Here is a 15,088-nt window from a genome sequence, read left to right as displayed (position 1 = left end):
GCGCGGCAAAGGGTTATAGACCCAGATCTTTCTTCAATTTGTTGAACTTTCTCTGGTGCGGGTTGCCTCTGACTTGCGATCGGATACTGTGGCGATACCAGTTTGACTTCTCAGGGATAAACCTCTCCCAGATTGTTCCGTCCGGGGCTGTCACAAACTCCCAACATTCTTCGAAACGTTTGTATTGCCTCGCCCCGTTTTCGAACCAGTACCAGTCAGTCTCGTTACACAGTTTACCTCTGTTTGTGACGTACCATCGCCCAATGCCAACGGCGCCTTCTTTTTGCCCTATCCCCTGTAAGGTGCCGTTAGGAGCCCAATAGAACGACCCTCCAAGTCTCCAATTTGTTGTCTTGCCGGAATAGAGCTGAGCTATCGTTTGTGGGTCAGTGCGTTTTGCGCCTTTGGGTTTCCCCTTGGCAAGGCTTTCCCCGGCAGCCAGAAAAATGGCCGCGACTACAAATGTCGTCAGGACGGTTGTTGAATACGCCATAACTGCGGCTCCTCTTTAAATAACAAACCTGAAATGCGGGGCGGCCCTCCTGCGTATTCTCTGACCGGGGTGCCGGTCAGAGGTTTTTTGAGAATTTCACTGTGCGTTGGCGGCCTCGCGCGCTGCACTTTTCGGAAGTGGTCCGCGCAGCTCTTCATAGTGATCAAAGTTCAGCTTGACCCAACCGGTGCCACGTGTGGCACTGGCGAGGGTTCGGTGCAACTCGTCCTCGGCCACGGCGGGCAATTGGGCGTTGAAGATCTCCCAGCCTGAGGCGTTGGGATTACCTTCAAAGCCCAGAACCTGGCCTTGCAGCGAACTTATGGTCGGAACCAGATCGCCTACAAAATCCGACGGCAGGTGGATTTCGGCACTCAGGATCGGCTGCAGGACCACTGGTTTGGCCTGTGGCAGGGCTTCACGCACAGCATTCTTGCCTGCGGTACGGAAGGCATAGTCCGAGCTGTCCACGTTGTGGTGCTTGCCATCGCTAAGCGTGACTTTCACATCCACCACTGGAAAGCCCTCGGGCCCCTGCACCAACGCATCCTTGGCGCCGTGTTCGACCGATGGAATATAGTTCTTGGGCACCGCGCCCCCCTTTACGATTTCCTCGAACTGGAACCCCGAACCCCGCGGCATTGGCGCAACCGAGATTACTACGTCTGCGAACTGTCCAGCCCCACCAGATTGTTTGCGGTGGCGGTGACGGTGTTCGACGGGTGCGCGAATGGTTTCGCGATAAGCGGTCTCGACCGCGTCGGCAGTAATCTCGATCCCGAAATCCTCATCTAGTTTGGCGGTGACACGACGCATGTGTTGCGGACCTTGTGAACCCAGAATTGCATGACCGCTAAGTTCGTCCTGTTCCAAATGCAGGCCGGGGTCGATCTCGACCAGACGGGTTAGTGCGTTAGACAGGCGCACGTCGTCTCGCTCATGGGTGGGCGACACGATCTGACGATGCGCTGCCGGGTGGGAGCCGGCCCATTCGGGCAGAGGGGTCGCCGAAGAACTGTCATAGAGATTGCCGGGATTTAGGTGATCGGATTTCACGGCGAGCCCAATTTGCCCAGCTGGTAGCTCGGCAATCTGTGTCTTGGCGTCCAGCGTAGTCAGGTTGCCGACGGTTTCGCCGCCCAGATTCTCATGCGCTTTCACACCTGCGCCCAGCCCGCGCAGAACGACGATCTTGCCGATATGTTTTTTTACATCCGCGAAGCCAGCGATCGCGCGGGCGTTTTCTGCCGCTTCGTCTCGCCCGGCGGCTATGTCAAACTCCGGGGCCTCGTGCCGCAGGGCTTTCATCAAACGAGTCAGCCCGTTTCCATGGCTGGCCGCGCCCAAACAGGCGGGTATCAGCTGGTGGTTCTGCAGCACTTGTGCGGCCAGATCGTAAACCTCGGCGCTGGGCGGTTGCTTGTCTTCGATCAGTTGCTCAAGCAAGTTGTCGTCGAAATCTGACAAGGTTTCCAACAATTCCGTGCGGGCCTCCTGTTCGCGGTCCTCGACCGATTGCGGCAATTCGATCAGGGCTGAGGGCTGGCCTTCCTGATATTTCCAGGCCCGCTCCGAGATCAGATCAACCGCACCGACGATCGTGTCGCCCTCGCGGATCGGCACCTGACGCAGAGCGATGTGGTGGGTGCAATAGGTCTGCAACGCCGCAATGATGTCGCGAATCCGGCCATTGGGGTTGTCCATACGGTTGATGAACAGGAAGCAGGGAATGCCAGCCTCTTCGACCAGTCGCAGATATGGGGCGCACAGAACGGCAGCCAGTGGGTCGGGTGGCACGACCACCACGGCGGCGTCCGAGATTGCCATGGCAGGGCCGACATAGGCCAGATTATCGCCGCCGCCATCGACATCAATGGCGCACCAGGGTTCGTCTAAATAAGAAAAACCGTGCAAATGCACGGTTCCAGATACGTCGAATGTGGTGGACCGGCCATCGAGGCGGCTGATGGCCTCGACCAGAGTGCTTTTGCCCGATTGGCTGGGGCCGAGGACGGTGAAAACGCGCATGGGTGCTGTCCCTCTTTCAAATTGCAGATCGGCTGCACGAAAGGGATAGCCTTACGCAAATGCGTTGGCGCGAACTGTCTGGTATTGGGCCTGCCTCGGGTGCGGGCGGGTTCCGCCCGCCCTGCAAGTGTGGAAAAAACCGACCCGCCGCGTCAAGCCCTGACCTGCCTTGATGTCAGATTGCCGAACTGTGGCCGGCCAAGCTCAGGTCATAGGCGTCAAAGCTGCGGGCAATCATGCGGGTCAGCGGCCGGGCCTCGGGCGGGATGAACAAGCCATCTTCGGTGATCCGCAGCAGGCCGTCAAAGGCTGTATTGGCAGCCTGATACATAGCCTGCAACTCTGGCCCGGTGATGTCGTGATTGCCCAGAACCTCGGCTGTATTGATCTGGAAATCGCACATCAGCGCTTCGATCAGCCGGGCGCGCAGAACGTCCTGCCCTTTGAACAAGTGCCCGCGTGAGGTCGAGAACCGCCCTTCGCGAATCGCCTTGGTATGGGCAGATGTTGCGGGCGCATTCTGGGCATAGCCTTGCGGAAAGCGCGAGATAGAGCTGGCACCAACCCCGATCAGAACCTCGGCCTGATCGTCGGTATAGCCCTGGAAGTTCCGCTTTAACCGCCCGGCCTTCAGCGCATGGGTCAGGCCGTCATCCTGCGTGGCGAAATGGTCAATGCCGATCTCGGCATAGTCATCCCACATGAACAGGCGGCGGGCGGTGTCGAACAGATCAAGACGTTCTTCGGGGGTCGGCAGGGCATCTGAGGGGATCAGTTGCTGCCGCTTGGCCATCCATGGCACATGGGCATAACCGTATAGCGCGACACGATCCGGGCTGAGCGACAGAAGTTTCTGCACGCTTTCCGTCATCCGCAATTTGGTCTGGTGCGGCAGGCCATACAGGATATCCGCATTCAGGCTGCTGATCCCACGGGCGCGGATCATGTCCACGGCTTTGCGTGTGACGTCATAGCTTTGGATACGCCCGATGGTCTTCTGAATTTCGTCGTCGAAATCCTGCACCCCGATTGAGGCGCGGTTCATCCCGGCCTCGGCCAATGCGTCCAGACGGGCCTCATCAATCTCGTTCGGGTCGATCTCGACCGAGAACTCGGCATTCGGGCCCAGCGGTACGACATCCAGAATCCGCGCGGCCAGATCCCGCATCAGATCGGGGTTCAATAGGGTTGGCGTGCCGCCACCCCAATGCAGGCGCGACAGGGTAATGCCCTCAGGCAGGCGTTCAGCCAGCAGGTCAAGCTCGGCTTTCAGAACGTCCACATAGGCAATCACCGGGTTGTCGGTTTGGGTGCCTTGCGTGCGGCAGGCGCAGAACCAGCACAGCCTGCGGCAGAACGGGACATGGATGTACAACGACACCTCGCTGCCCGGCTTCAGGCCGGAAATCCAGTCGGAATAAAGGCTTGACCCCACGTCATTGCTGAAGTGGGGGGCGGTGGGATAGCTTGTATAACGCGGGACTTTCGCGTCAAATAGTCCAAGCTTGGCCAATTGTGGTTTCACTATCATGGCGATAGCTTTAAGGGACGGACCGTCTAGATGCTTTGACCGAGATCAAGTGGAAACGTGCATGACACCGATACTCAAATTCGACCATACAAACTGCGGAGATTGCCCCATCCGGCATCGTGCAGTATGCGCCCACTGTGATGCGAACGAGCTGGTAGAGCTTGAAGGCATCAAATACTATCGCAGTTTTGAGGCGGGTCAGACGATCATCTGGTCGGGGGATCAGATGAATTTTGTGGGCTCGGTCGTGTCAGGCATCGCCTCGCTGACCCAGACAATGGAAGATGGTCGCACCCAGATGGTCGGCCTTTTGCTGCCCAGTGATTTCGTCGGGCGGCCAGGCCGCGATTCTGCGCCATACGATGTGCTGGCAACAACCGATCTGGTCATGTGTTGTTTTCGCAAGAAGCCGTTCGAAGACTTGATGAGCAATACCCCGCATATTGCACACCGGCTGTTGCAAATGACGCTGGACGAGCTGGACGCCGCGCGCGAGTGGATGTTGGTGCTGGGGCGCAAGACTGCGCGAGAAAAGATTGCCAGCCTGCTGTCGATTATCGCCCGGCGCGATGCGTCGATCAATCAAAAGGGAAACACGGGGCCGATCGTGTTTGACCTTCCGCTAACCCGCGAGGCGATGGCGGACTACCTTGGGCTGACGCTGGAAACAGTCAGTCGGCAGATCTCGGCCCTGAAAAAGGATCAGGTCATCACGTTGGAAGGCAAACGCCACGTGACGATTCCGGATATGGGCCGCCTGATGGAAGAGGCAGGCGACGACTCGGATGGAGGTTTTCTGGTCTGACACGCTTGCAGCGTGACTGGATCGGCTGGCCATGTTTAACTGGGGTCATTTGAAGCAGACCTCAGGAGTAAGTCATGGGATTCAGTAGCATTCTGGCGATGCTGTTCATCGGCGCGATCGCCGGGTGGCTGTCGGGCAAGATCATGGAAGGCCGCGGCTTTGGCCTGATGGGCAATATCATCGTCGGCATCGTCGGCGCGTTTCTGGCCGGTCTGATCTTTCCCGCGCTGGGCTTTGCTGTGGGCGGTGGTGTCTTTTCATCTATTTTCTTCGCCACCATCGGCGCGATCATCCTACTGTTCCTGATCGGATTGGTGAAAAAGTAAAAACCGCCCCCGCAGGCGGTTTTCTGTAACGGTCTATATTAGTGCGCCAGGAACACCGGTACTGTGGCTTGTTCCAACATGTTCCGTGTCGCGCCGCCCAAAATGGCTTCGCGGAACCGCGAGTGCCCATAGGCCCCCATCACGATCATGTCCGCCTCGGTATCTGCGGCGTGGCGGTTCAGGATATCGGATACCCGCGTCATGGTCTTGCTCAGCACGTCGATTTCGCATTTCACGCCATGGCGGGCCAGCATCTGCGACAGCATCCCACCAGGGTCCGAGCGGTCGGGGCCGTGGCGCGGCGGATCAATCACGACGATGCGCACCAGATCGGCTTGCGTCAGAAACGGCAGGGCGCGGCGGATGGCTCGCATGGCCTCGACGCTCTCGTTCCAGCCGATCAGGATGTTGCCCGGTCGTGCGAACGGGGTTGCATCGTCAGGAACGACTAGAACAGGCGCGTGACCTTCGAACATGGCAGCTTCGACAATGGGTTCGGCCTCGGCGTCGCGGTCAGGTCCGTAAGGTTGCGGGAGAATGACAAGATCGGAAAACCGCGCGCGGTGCGCCACGTGGCGCCCGATATCCGAGATCTGAGCAACACCGCTTTCGGCGGACCAGCGAATTCCAGTCTTGCCCAGATAGTCTTTGGCATAGGCCAGTACCTCTTCGGCTTCGGCATTCGCGCGGCTCAGTGTTTCCTGAAGTATCAGGGCGTTTGCGCCGGCGTAGTAATATCCCGTCTGGCTGCGGTCGACGCCCAGACACAAAGCCTCGGCATGCGCGTCTTGCGAAGCAGTCAGAGCGGCCATCTGGGCCAGAGGCGCGTCACTGTGGTTCGTGTCTGTCATCACCGTGAGAAGAGATTTGTATGCCATTTTGACCTCTTGTCTTTCAGGCTCATGTACCTGCGGCCCTATGGCCCAGTTGTCAGTTTACGATTGTCACAGAAATCAGTGTATTGTCTTGACACAGATCAAAGTAATTCTGGCCGCCGTTCGACAAAACGGCAACCAGTCAAAAGGGTCCTGCGATATACAAGAATCACGTGGGGCATGGCAAAGGGACGCAATATGTCAAATTACATCAAGCTGATCGTGCTTGGTCTGGTTGTGGTGTTCACTGCGATCGGGTCCAACTATGCACGCGATTTGGCGTATCAGGTGCATTCGATTCTGGTGATGCTGATCGCCGGTGGTTTGTTCATCTGGACGCTTAGAAACACTGACGAGCCAGATATTCTTGTAGACCGTTCGGGTGAATACATGGATGGCGTCATCCGCTATGGCGTGATCGCAACTGCCTTTTGGGGCGTGGTCGGGTTCCTTGCAGGGACTTTCATCGCGTTTCAGCTGGCCTTTCCGGCGCTGAACTTCGAATGGGCGCAGGGCTATCTGAACTTTGGTCGTTTGCGTCCGCTGCACACATCGGCGGTGATCTTTGCCTTTGGCGGTAACGCCTTGATCGCAACCTCGTTCTATGTGGTACAGCGCACCAGCGCCGCGCGCCTTTGGGGCGGCAATCTGGCGTGGTTCGTGTTCTGGGGCTATCAGCTGTTCATTGTACTGGCAGCGACCGGTTACGTACTGGGTGGTACTCAGTCCAAAGAATATGCCGAGCCTGAATGGTATGTTGACCTTTGGCTGACCGTCGTATGGGTTGCTTATCTGGCCGTTTTCCTTGGAACGATCGTCAGGCGGAAAGAACCCCACATTTACGTGGCGAACTGGTTCTATCTGGCGTTCATCGTGACTGTCGCCATGCTGCATCTGGTCAACAACATGACCATCCCGGTCAGCATCTGGGGTTCGAAATCGGTTATCGTCTGGTCTGGTGTGCAGGATGCCATGATCCAGTGGTGGTACGGCCACAATGCTGTGGGCTTCTTCCTGACCGCGGGTTTCCTGGGAATGATGTATTACTTCATCCCGAAACAGGCCGAGCGTCCGGTATTCAGCTATAAGCTGTCGATCATCCACTTCTGGGCTCTGATCTTCCTGTATATCTGGGCCGGTCCGCACCACCTGCATTATACCGCGTTGCCTGACTGGGCTTCGACGCTGGGCATGGTGTTCTCAATCGTGCTGTGGATGCCGTCATGGGGTGGAATGATCAACGGTCTGATGACCCTGTCGGGTGCATGGGACAAGCTGCGCACTGATCCGGTTATTCGGATGATGGTGATCTCGGTCGGCTTCTATGGAATGTCCACCTTTGAAGGCCCGATGATGTCGATCCGTGCAGTGAACTCGCTGTCGCACTACACCGACTGGACCATCGGTCACGTGCATTCGGGCGCGCTGGGCTGGAACGGCATGATCACTTTTGGTGCGCTGTACTTCTTGGTGCCTGTCCTGTGGAAGCGTGAGCGTCTGTATTCGCTGCAGATGGTCAGCTGGCACTTCTGGCTCGCTACCATCGGCATCGTGCTTTACGCCGCGTCGATGTGGGTCACCGGCATCATGGAAGGTCTGATGTGGCGCGAAGTGGATGCCAACGGCTTCCTGGTGAACTCGTTCGCCGACACCGTGGCTGCCAAGTTCCCGATGTATGTGGTGCGTGCTTTGGGTGGCGTGATGTTCGTCGCTGGCTCGCTGATCATGTGCTACAACCTGTGGATGACTGTACGGAAAGCGCCGGCCAAAGAGGCCAGCCTGTCCGTCGCGGTCCCGGCTGAATAAGGAGGGCCGGAGCAATGGCAATTCTCGACAAACATAAGATCCTCGAGACCAACGCGACCCTCCTGCTGATCTTCAGCTTTCTGGTCGTTACCATCGGTGGCATCGTACAAATCACCCCGCTGTTCTATCTTGAGAACACCATCGAGAAGGTAGAGGGCATGCGCCCATACACCCCCCTCGAATTGGCCGGGCGTGACATCTACATCCGCGAAGGGTGCTATGTCTGCCACAGTCAGATGATCCGCCCGATGCGGGACGAAGTTGAACGCTATGGTCACTACTCGCTGGCGGCTGAATCGATGTATGATCACCCATTCCAGTGGGGCTCCAAGCGTACCGGGCCAGATATCGCTCGTGTCGGTGGCCGTTATTCGGACCAGTGGCAGGTGGACCACCTGCGTGATCCGCAATCGGTGGTGCCTGAATCGGTGATGCCGAAATATGGCTTCCTCGAGCATCGGAAGATCGACGGTAAGTATATCGGTGATGTCATGGCTGCCAATTCTGTGGTCGGCACGCCGTACACAGACGAGATGCTCGAGCAGGCACAGGCGGATTTCCGGGCGCAGGCGGATCCGGACAGCGACTATGACGGATTGCTGGAACGCTATGGCGACAAGGTCAATGTCCGCAATTTCGATGGTCAATCTGAGTTGACCGAGATGGATGCGCTCGTTGCTTACCTTCAGATGCTGGGCACGTTGGTTGATTTCTCGACCTTCACCCCGGACGCAAGCCGATAACAGGAGAGTGTGATGGAAGAATATACTCTCTTACGGCAGTTCGCGGATAGCTGGATGTTACTTGTGCTGTTTGCCTTCTTTGTAGGCATCGTGATCTGGGTTTTCCGCCCCGGTGCCAGCAAAGAATACAAGGATACCGCCAACATCCCTTTCCGGCATCAAGATAAACCCGCCGAAGTCAAGGAGGCGAGGAAATGAGCAAAACACCTGAAAAACAGCCGGGTGATCCGAATACCACCGGCCACAGCTGGGACGGAATTGAGGAATTTGACAATCCGATGCCCCGCTGGTGGCTGTGGGTCTTGTACGCAACCATTGTTTGGGGCGTGATCTATACGATCATGTATCCGGCTTGGCCGTTGGTTCGGTCTGCAACGGCTGGTGTCATGGGATGGTCTTCCCGAGCACTTGTGCAGGAAGAGATGATCTCGTTCGAGGAGGCCAATGCGCCGTGGAACACCAAGCTGATTGAAACGCCGCTGGAAGATATCTCGAAAGATGCCGAGTTGCAGCAATACGCTGTGAACGCAGGCGGTGCGGTGTTCCGTACCTGGTGTGCGCAGTGTCACGGCTCGGGCGCGCAGGGTGCGCCGGGTTTCCCGAACTTGCTGGACGATGCCTGGCTGTGGGGAGGGTCGCTCGAGGATATCGAGATGACCGTTGCCTATGGTATTCGCAACGAAGAAAGCGACGATGCGCGCTATTCTGAGATGCCGGCCTTTGGCGAGATTCTGGAACAGGACGAAATCACTCAGGTGGTGCAGTATGTCATGTCGCTGACCAACGCTCAGACTGATGATGCGGCGGCGCAGGCGGGCAAAGTTGTTTTCGAGGACAACTGCGCAGCATGTCATGGCGAAGACGGCACCGGTGATATCACTCAGGGCGCACCGAACCTGACCGATGCAATCTGGCTTTATGGCGGCAGCGAAGAGGCTTTGACCGAAACGGTCACCAACAGCCGCTTTGGCGTGATGCCATCCTGGGAAAACCGTCTGACCGACGCGCAGATTCGCGCGGTCACAGCTTATGTCCACCAATTGGGTGGCGGTCAGTAACGGCAAAAGAATACCTTCGGACGGTTCGCCGCCCGAAGGTTAGGCACCGGCTGTTCCATCTGTTCGCGCGTTTCCTGAACAGCCGGTGCTACAAGTTCAGATTAGTTCTCTGTTTTGATCGGGTCCAGAGGGCCCGTCATTTCGCACGGGAACGTGTGACGCGCGTGGTTCTCTTCCACCAATTGCCCTCGGGGCGGTGTTCGCGGTTTTGCGGTGTCGTTAGCCCATCCGTGTGGGTGGCGACCATGAATGTACGTGCAAGAATCGATAGCATCTGATCTCTCCTTAAGTTGGGTCTGATTGCACTCAGGATTGATGTTTTGCGAGGAATATGCGACTCAATTGCCATTGGGTAATGTAATCTAGGCTTACATATGAATTGGATGACAATGCCACCCCTTGCATCGCTGAAGGCTTTTCATGCCTTTGCAGAAGCAGGAAATGTGGTGCAGGCCGGGGTCCTGTTAAATGTCAGCCACGCTGCCATCAGCCAGCAATTGCGCGCGTTGGAAAAACACCTTGGGGTGACCCTGCTGGACCGCAGCGGTAAGTCCATGACGTTGACGGTCGAGGGTGAAAAGCTGGCCCGCGCCTTACATCTGGGTTTTGGTGCGATCGGGGCAGCCGTAGCGGATCTGACGCATATCGCCGAAGATCGCCCGGTTCATGTATCCTTGACGGCATCTTTTGCCGCGTCCTGGCTGATGCCCCGATTGCCGGCGTTTCAGGCCGAGTATCCTGATATACCCCTGGCACTGGACCCTTCGCCTGACCTTGCCAGTCTGCGTCCGGGTGGTGTGGATGTGGCGATCCGATACGGGGATGGATACTGGCAGGGGGTGAATGCCGAACCTCTGTTGCAAAGTCCGATCGTGATAGTTGCTGCGCCGTCGCTACTGGGAGGCCGGGAAACCATTACGCCGGATGAGCTTAGCCAACTGCCTTGGTTGGAAGAGCTTGGAACTACAGAGGCAACATCGTGGCTGGCCCGCCGCGGGGTTGAACACGGCCCGCGGGCTGGGCGAATCTTGTTGCCCGGCAATCTGGTGCTTGAGGGGCTGCGCGCTGGTCAGGGTGTGACATTCACGGCGCGACATTTTGTCGAAGCTGATATTCAGGCGGGTCGCATCATCGAGTTGTTTCGCGAACCAGGCGCGCGTGGATACCACATTGTGACAGGGGATGCGCCACTGCGCCCGGCTGTCAAAATTTTTGTTAGCTGGCTCAGGCGGCAAGCTGGTATGGTGTGACAAAAGGTGTCTGCGTGATGCGCTTTTGACCCATGTCAAAGTGACTGCTTTTGTGATCTGGAAAAAGACGCCTAAAAGACAGCCACATCTGGAGCCTGCTTGTGAGCGATTCCGACCCTGCCCCCAGCCTTTACGCTGCAAGGGAGCCGATCTTTCCCCGGCGTGTGTCCGGGCCATTTCGAAACCTGAAATGGATCATCCTCGCGGTTACGCTTGGCATCTATTATGTAACGCCCTGGATCAGATGGGACCGCGGCCCCAGCCTGCCGGATCAGGCGGTGCTGCTGGACCTGGCGAACCGGCGTTTTTACTTTTTCTGGATCGAAATCTGGCCGCATGAATTTTATTTCGTGGCAGGCCTGTTGATCATGGCCGGTCTGGGCCTGTTTCTGTTTACCTCAGCGCTGGGGCGCGTGTGGTGCGGCTATGCTTGCCCGCAGACGGTGTGGACGGACCTGTTCATTCTGGTTGAGCGCTGGATCGAAGGCGATCGCAACGCCCGATTGCGACTGCACCGGCAGGAAAAGCTGGATTTCCGCAAGGCGCGCCTGCGTATCACGAAATGGACGGCGTGGTTTCTGATCGGTCTGGCAACCGGCGGGGCCTGGGTGTTCTATTTTGCCGATGCCCCTACGCTGATGCGGGATCTGGTCACTGGAAACGCTCATCCGGTTGCCTATACAACGGTCCTGATCTTAACAGGTACGACGTTCTTTTTCGGCGGTTTCGCCCGCGAGCAGATTTGCATTTATGCTTGCCCGTGGCCGCGTATTCAGGCCGCAATGATGGATGAGGACACTCTGGTCGTCGGGTACCGCGAATGGCGGGGCGAACCGCGCGGCAAGGGTAAGCGTACTACCGATTCCGAGCTGGGCGACTGCATCGACTGCATGGCTTGCGTGAATGTTTGCCCGGTTGGGATCGACATTCGCGACGGGCAGCAGATGGAATGCATCACCTGCGCGCTGTGCATCGACGCTTGCGATGACATGATGGCCAAGATCGGCAAGCCGCGTGGCCTGATCGACTATATGGCGCTGAGCGACGAAGCTCATGAACGTGCAGGCGAGCAACCCATCAACGTCTGGAAACACATCCTGCGTCCGCGGACGATCCTGTATACGGCTTTGTGGGCCCTGGTTGGCCTTGCGCTGTTGTTTGCGCTGTTTATCCGGTCCGATATTGATCTGACCGTGGCGCCCGTGCGCAACCCGACCTTTGTCACTTTGTCCGACGGAACAATCCGCAATACCTATGATGTGCGCCTGCGTAACAAGCATGGCGAGGACCGGGCGTTCCAATTGTCCCTCGCGGGTGATCCGGCCTTGCAGATCCAGATCGAGGGCGTCGAAGGTGAGATTGTCAATGTCACGGCAGATACGGCACAATTAACCCGCGTCTACATCGTTTCTGCGGGCGACACCGGGCCGGCGGCTGCGGATGCAACTTCGGTGCGCATCTGGGTCGAGGATCTGGAAAGCGGTGAACGCGCCTATAAAGACACCACTTTCAACGGACGAGGGAACTAGTATGGCCGAGCGTCAATTTACCGGTAAGCACGCTCTGGCCATTTTCGTCGCCGCGTTTGGTGTGATTATCGCCGTAAACCTCGTACTGGCCTATAGCGCGGTCAAAACCTTTCCGGGGCTTGAGGTCAAAAACTCTTATGTCGCCAGTCAGGAGTTCAACGACCGTCTGAAGGAACATCAGGCGCTGGGTTGGACCATTCGTGCCGAAATGTCTGGCGGCTTATTGATCCTACATATCACCGACAAAACCGGAGCTCCGGTCGAAGTGGCCGAGTTGCAGGCTGTTGTGGGTCGCGCCACCCATGTCGAGGATGATTTCTCGCCCGAATTTATCTTTGACGGTCAGGCCTATGCAACGCCGGTATCGTTGGGCAAAGGCAACTGGAACATACGGCTGGTTGCCAAGGATAGCGCGGGTGCAGAGTTTGCCCAGCGTGTGCCGTTGTACGTAAAAGGGTGATGGGATGACGACGCAGTTCACATCCGGCACTGCGGCCTGCCCCGGTTGTATCGCCAGCCCGGCGGAACCGGCGCGGCCCATCCCACAGGATGCTCAGATTGCGTTATCGTTGCCGGGCATTCATTGCTCGGCTTGTATTGCCACGGTCGAACGGGAACTGAACGCCTATCCGGGGGTCGAGGACGCGCGGGTGAATCTGACACTCAAGCGGGCGATGGTCAAAGCGTCGCCTGATCTGCGTGCAGCCGATCTTATTCCTGTATTGGAACGGGCGGGCTATGAGGCGCACGAGCTGGACCCCGGTTCGTTGTCAGCGACGCAGGCCAATAAGGCTGGTCGCGATCTGTTGATGCGGCTGGCGGTGGCTGGTTTCGCTTCGATGAACGTGATGCTGCTGTCGGTGTCGGTCTGGTCGGGCGCATCGGATGCCACGCGCGATATGTTCCACTGGATTTCCGCGGCCATTGCTCTGCCGGCCATTGCCTTTTCCGCGCAGCCCTTTTTTGCCAACGCCTGGAGCGCCCTGCGGGTCAAACGCCTGAACATGGATGTTCCGATTGTTTTGGCCATCTTGTTGGCGTTGATCACATCGCTTTGGGAAACCGCGCTCAGCGGCAAACACGCTTATTTCGATGCCGCGCTGACGCTGACCTTCTTCCTGCTGGCGGGGCGGTATCTGGATTACCGCACCCGCGATGCTGCCCGATCCGCGGCCGAAGAACTGACCGCACTAGAAGTACCGCGCGCCATCCGCCTGGTCGAGGGTGCCGAAGAAGAAGTGGCCGTGGCCACCCTTGCAGTTGGCGATCTATTCCTTGTCCGGCCCGGTGGGCGTATGCCGGTGGACGGCGAAATTGTGTCGGGGCAGTCAGAGCTTGATCGGTCCCTGTTGACCGGGGAAACCCTGCCTGTTTTTGCGCAAGTGGGTATGGCAGTCAGCGCTGGTGAGGTTAATCTGACTGGCCCCCTGACCATTCGGGCGACAGCGGTGGGTGAGGATACGTCGCTGCACCGTATGGCCGATCTGGTCGCCATCGCTGAATCGGGCCGGTCGCGCTATACCTCGTTGGCGGACAAGGCAGCCAAGCTTTATGCGCCGGGTGTACACATCCTAGCGGCACTCAGCTTTCTCGGTTGGTACATCTATTCCGGCGATATCCGCACCGCGCTGAACATTGCAGCTGCGGTGTTGATCATCACCTGCCCCTGTGCGCTGGGACTGGCGGTGCCTGCGGTGACAACGGCAGCCTCGGGGCGGTTGTTCCGCAAGGGGATGCTGATCAAACATTCCACTGCCCTGGAACGTCTGGCCGAGGTGGATACGGTGGTGTTCGACAAAACCGGTACGCTGACCTCGGGCACGCCCGAACTGATCAACCTGGGCGATCATGCCCGCACTAACCTTGAAGTGGCCTTGGCGCTGTCCGAGGCCTCCTCGCACCCGCTGTCCGTTGCATTGACCACCGCGGCACGCGATGCGGGGGTCAAACCGGCCCGTCTGAAAGATATCACCGAAGTTCCGGGTTACGGCACCGAAGGCACCTATCGAGATCAGCGCGTGCGTCTGGGCCGGGCAGCGTGGACCGGTGCGCAAGAGGGTGATCAGACCGCAGCATGGTTGTCCGTCGCAGGGCAGGCGCCTGTGTGCTTCCAGTATTCGGACAGTCTGCGCCCCGGCGCGGCCGAGGCGGTTCAAGCCTTCCGCGACGCAGGCAAAGAGGTCATCCTGATTTCGGGTGACACAGAAGGCGCGGTTCAGGCGTTGGCTGAAAAGTTGGGGATCGAACACTGGGTCGCGCAGGCTTTGCCGCAAGAAAAAGCCGCCCGTGTGCAGGAGCTGAGCGATCAGGGCCGACATGTTCTAATGGTCGGCGACGGTCTGAACGATACCGCCGCGCTGGCAGCGGCGCATGTGTCGATCTCGCCCGCATCGGCGCTGGACGCGGCGCGGGTGGCCTCGGATATCGTGCTGTTGGGTAATGATCTGGCCCCAATTGCCGATGCCTGTGATACGGCCGTGAAGGCGACCAAACGGATTCGCGAGAACTTTCGTATTGCCACCGTTTACAATATCATCGCTGTGCCGCTGGCGGTGGCCGGTCTGGCCACGCCGTTGATTGCGGCGCTGGCGATGTCGACCTCGTCCATCACCGTGTCCCTGAACGCCCTGCGTCTGAGGTAGCT

General features: G+C 58.1%; 15 protein-coding genes. 10 read left to right on the top strand and 5 right to left on the bottom strand.

Going from position 1 to position 15,088, the window contains the following annotated elements; all coding sequences use genetic code 11:
• Positions 1-13 precede the first annotated feature (13 nt).
• The 3 genes from ACR0LY_RS16345 to hemN form a co-directional block, all read right to left on the bottom strand.
• Positions 14-493 carry a DUF995 domain-containing protein gene (locus ACR0LY_RS16345; RefSeq protein ID WP_170350985.1) on the bottom strand — a complete coding sequence of 160 codons (480 nt, stop codon included), beginning with the start codon at positions 491-493 and terminating at the stop codon, positions 14-16.
• A 96-nt stretch (positions 494-589) separates the two neighbouring features.
• A complete protein-coding gene (locus ACR0LY_RS16340; RefSeq protein ID WP_170350984.1) occupies positions 590-2,521 on the bottom strand; it encodes an elongation factor G in 1,932 nt (643 codons plus the stop codon).
• Positions 2,522-2,696: 175 nt separating this feature from the next.
• Positions 2,697-4,052 carry an oxygen-independent coproporphyrinogen III oxidase gene (gene hemN / locus ACR0LY_RS16335; protein ID WP_170350983.1) on the bottom strand — a complete coding sequence of 452 codons (1,356 nt, stop codon included), beginning with the start codon at positions 4,050-4,052 and terminating at the stop codon, positions 2,697-2,699.
• Between the two features lie 61 nt (positions 4,053-4,113).
• On the opposite strand from hemN, the gene fnrL reads away from it, so the two are divergent.
• Positions 4,114-4,857 (top strand): transcriptional regulator FnrL, encoded by a 744-nt coding sequence (gene fnrL / locus ACR0LY_RS16330; RefSeq protein WP_170350982.1) that lies wholly within the window; start codon positions 4,114-4,116, stop codon positions 4,855-4,857.
• A 74-nt stretch (positions 4,858-4,931) separates the two neighbouring features.
• Positions 4,932-5,183: a GlsB/YeaQ/YmgE family stress response membrane protein gene (locus ACR0LY_RS16325; RefSeq protein ID WP_170350981.1), complete on the top strand. Its 252-nt coding sequence runs from the start codon at positions 4,932-4,934 to the stop codon at positions 5,181-5,183.
• A gap of 38 nt (positions 5,184-5,221) precedes the next feature.
• On the opposite strand, the gene ACR0LY_RS16320 is transcribed toward ACR0LY_RS16325, so the two are convergent.
• Positions 5,222-6,061: a universal stress protein gene (locus ACR0LY_RS16320; RefSeq protein ID WP_170350980.1), complete on the bottom strand. Its 840-nt coding sequence runs from the start codon at positions 6,059-6,061 to the stop codon at positions 5,222-5,224.
• Positions 6,062-6,256: 195 nt separating this feature from the next.
• Between ACR0LY_RS16320 and ccoN the strand changes: the two genes are divergently transcribed.
• The 4 genes from ccoN to ccoP are packed head-to-tail and all read left to right on the top strand — an operon-like array spanning position 6,257 to position 9,665.
• Positions 6,257-7,864, top strand: coding sequence for a cytochrome-c oxidase, cbb3-type subunit I (gene ccoN / locus ACR0LY_RS16315; protein WP_170350979.1), 1,608 nt, complete (start codon positions 6,257-6,259; stop codon positions 7,862-7,864).
• Positions 7,865-7,878: 14 nt separating this feature from the next.
• A complete protein-coding gene (gene ccoO / locus ACR0LY_RS16310; RefSeq protein ID WP_170350978.1) occupies positions 7,879-8,607 on the top strand; it encodes a cytochrome-c oxidase, cbb3-type subunit II in 729 nt (242 codons plus the stop codon).
• 12 nt (positions 8,608-8,619) lie between these two features.
• Positions 8,620-8,805 carry a cbb3-type cytochrome c oxidase subunit 3 gene (locus ACR0LY_RS16305; protein WP_170350977.1) on the top strand — a complete coding sequence of 62 codons (186 nt, stop codon included), beginning with the start codon at positions 8,620-8,622 and terminating at the stop codon, positions 8,803-8,805.
• Complete coding sequence (gene ccoP / locus ACR0LY_RS16300) at positions 8,802-9,665, top strand: cytochrome-c oxidase, cbb3-type subunit III (RefSeq protein ID WP_170350976.1); 864 nt, start codon at positions 8,802-8,804, stop codon at positions 9,663-9,665. Before ACR0LY_RS16305 ends, ccoP begins: the two co-directional genes overlap by 4 nt.
• 136 nt (positions 9,666-9,801) lie before the next feature.
• On the opposite strand, the gene ACR0LY_RS16295 is transcribed toward ccoP, so the two are convergent.
• A complete protein-coding gene (locus tag ACR0LY_RS16295) occupies positions 9,802-9,939 on the bottom strand; it encodes a hypothetical protein (RefSeq protein ID WP_170350975.1) in 138 nt (45 codons plus the stop codon).
• 100 nt (positions 9,940-10,039) lie between these two features.
• Between ACR0LY_RS16295 and ACR0LY_RS16290 the strand changes: the two genes are divergently transcribed.
• The 4 genes from ACR0LY_RS16290 to ACR0LY_RS16275 all read left to right on the top strand — a co-directional run bounded on the left by ACR0LY_RS16290 (position 10,040) and on the right by ACR0LY_RS16275 (position 15,086).
• Entirely contained in the window at positions 10,040-10,915 is an 876-nt protein-coding gene (locus ACR0LY_RS16290) for a LysR family transcriptional regulator (RefSeq protein ID WP_170350974.1), read from the top strand.
• Between the two features lie 101 nt (positions 10,916-11,016).
• On the top strand, positions 11,017-12,444 hold the full coding sequence (ccoG, locus tag ACR0LY_RS16285; RefSeq protein ID WP_170350973.1) for a cytochrome c oxidase accessory protein CcoG: 1,428 nt from the start codon (positions 11,017-11,019) through the stop codon (positions 12,442-12,444).
• A gap of 1 nt (position 12,445) precedes the next feature.
• The gene (locus ACR0LY_RS16280) at positions 12,446-12,904 is read left to right on the top strand and encodes a FixH family protein (protein ID WP_170350972.1); all 459 of its coding nucleotides are present in this window, start codon (positions 12,446-12,448) and stop codon (positions 12,902-12,904) included.
• Positions 12,905-12,908: 4 nt separating this feature from the next.
• Positions 12,909-15,086, top strand: a complete 2,178-nt coding sequence (locus ACR0LY_RS16275; protein WP_170350971.1) for a cation-translocating P-type ATPase — start codon at positions 12,909-12,911, stop codon at positions 15,084-15,086.
• The last annotated feature ends 2 nt before the right edge of the window (positions 15,087-15,088 follow it).

The organism is Ruegeria sp. BC5, assembly GCF_056539205.1.
Note: the sequence above shows the minus strand (reverse complement) of the source record. Positions and strands in the feature narration are given on the sequence as shown.

What these genes read in the sequence shown, in the direction of transcription:
- ACR0LY_RS16275 (WP_170350971.1), top strand. Translation starts at nt 12,909, where the DNA reads ATGACGACGCAGTTCACATCCGGCACTGCGGCCTGCCCCGGTTGTATC.
- ACR0LY_RS16305 (WP_170350977.1), top strand. Translation starts at nt 8,620, where the DNA reads ATGGAAGAATATACTCTCTTACGGCAGTTCGCGGATAGCTGGATGTTA.
- ACR0LY_RS16295 (WP_170350975.1), bottom strand. Translation starts at nt 9,939, where the DNA reads ATGCTATCGATTCTTGCACGTACATTCATGGTCGCCACCCACACGGAT.
- fnrL (WP_170350982.1), top strand. Translation starts at nt 4,114, where the DNA reads ATGACACCGATACTCAAATTCGACCATACAAACTGCGGAGATTGCCCC.
- ACR0LY_RS16290 (WP_170350974.1), top strand. Translation starts at nt 10,040, where the DNA reads ATGAATTGGATGACAATGCCACCCCTTGCATCGCTGAAGGCTTTTCAT.
- ACR0LY_RS16325 (WP_170350981.1), top strand. Translation starts at nt 4,932, where the DNA reads ATGGGATTCAGTAGCATTCTGGCGATGCTGTTCATCGGCGCGATCGCC.
- ACR0LY_RS16340 (WP_170350984.1), bottom strand. Translation starts at nt 2,521, where the DNA reads ATGCGCGTTTTCACCGTCCTCGGCCCCAGCCAATCGGGCAAAAGCACT.
- ccoN (WP_170350979.1), top strand. Translation starts at nt 6,257, where the DNA reads ATGTCAAATTACATCAAGCTGATCGTGCTTGGTCTGGTTGTGGTGTTC.
- ccoO (WP_170350978.1), top strand. Translation starts at nt 7,879, where the DNA reads ATGGCAATTCTCGACAAACATAAGATCCTCGAGACCAACGCGACCCTC.
- ACR0LY_RS16320 (WP_170350980.1), bottom strand. Translation starts at nt 6,061, where the DNA reads ATGGCATACAAATCTCTTCTCACGGTGATGACAGACACGAACCACAGT.
- ACR0LY_RS16345 (WP_170350985.1), bottom strand. Translation starts at nt 493, where the DNA reads ATGGCGTATTCAACAACCGTCCTGACGACATTTGTAGTCGCGGCCATT.
- ccoP (WP_170350976.1), top strand. Translation starts at nt 8,802, where the DNA reads ATGAGCAAAACACCTGAAAAACAGCCGGGTGATCCGAATACCACCGGC.
- hemN (WP_170350983.1), bottom strand. Translation starts at nt 4,052, where the DNA reads ATGATAGTGAAACCACAATTGGCCAAGCTTGGACTATTTGACGCGAAA.
- ACR0LY_RS16280 (WP_170350972.1), top strand. Translation starts at nt 12,446, where the DNA reads ATGGCCGAGCGTCAATTTACCGGTAAGCACGCTCTGGCCATTTTCGTC.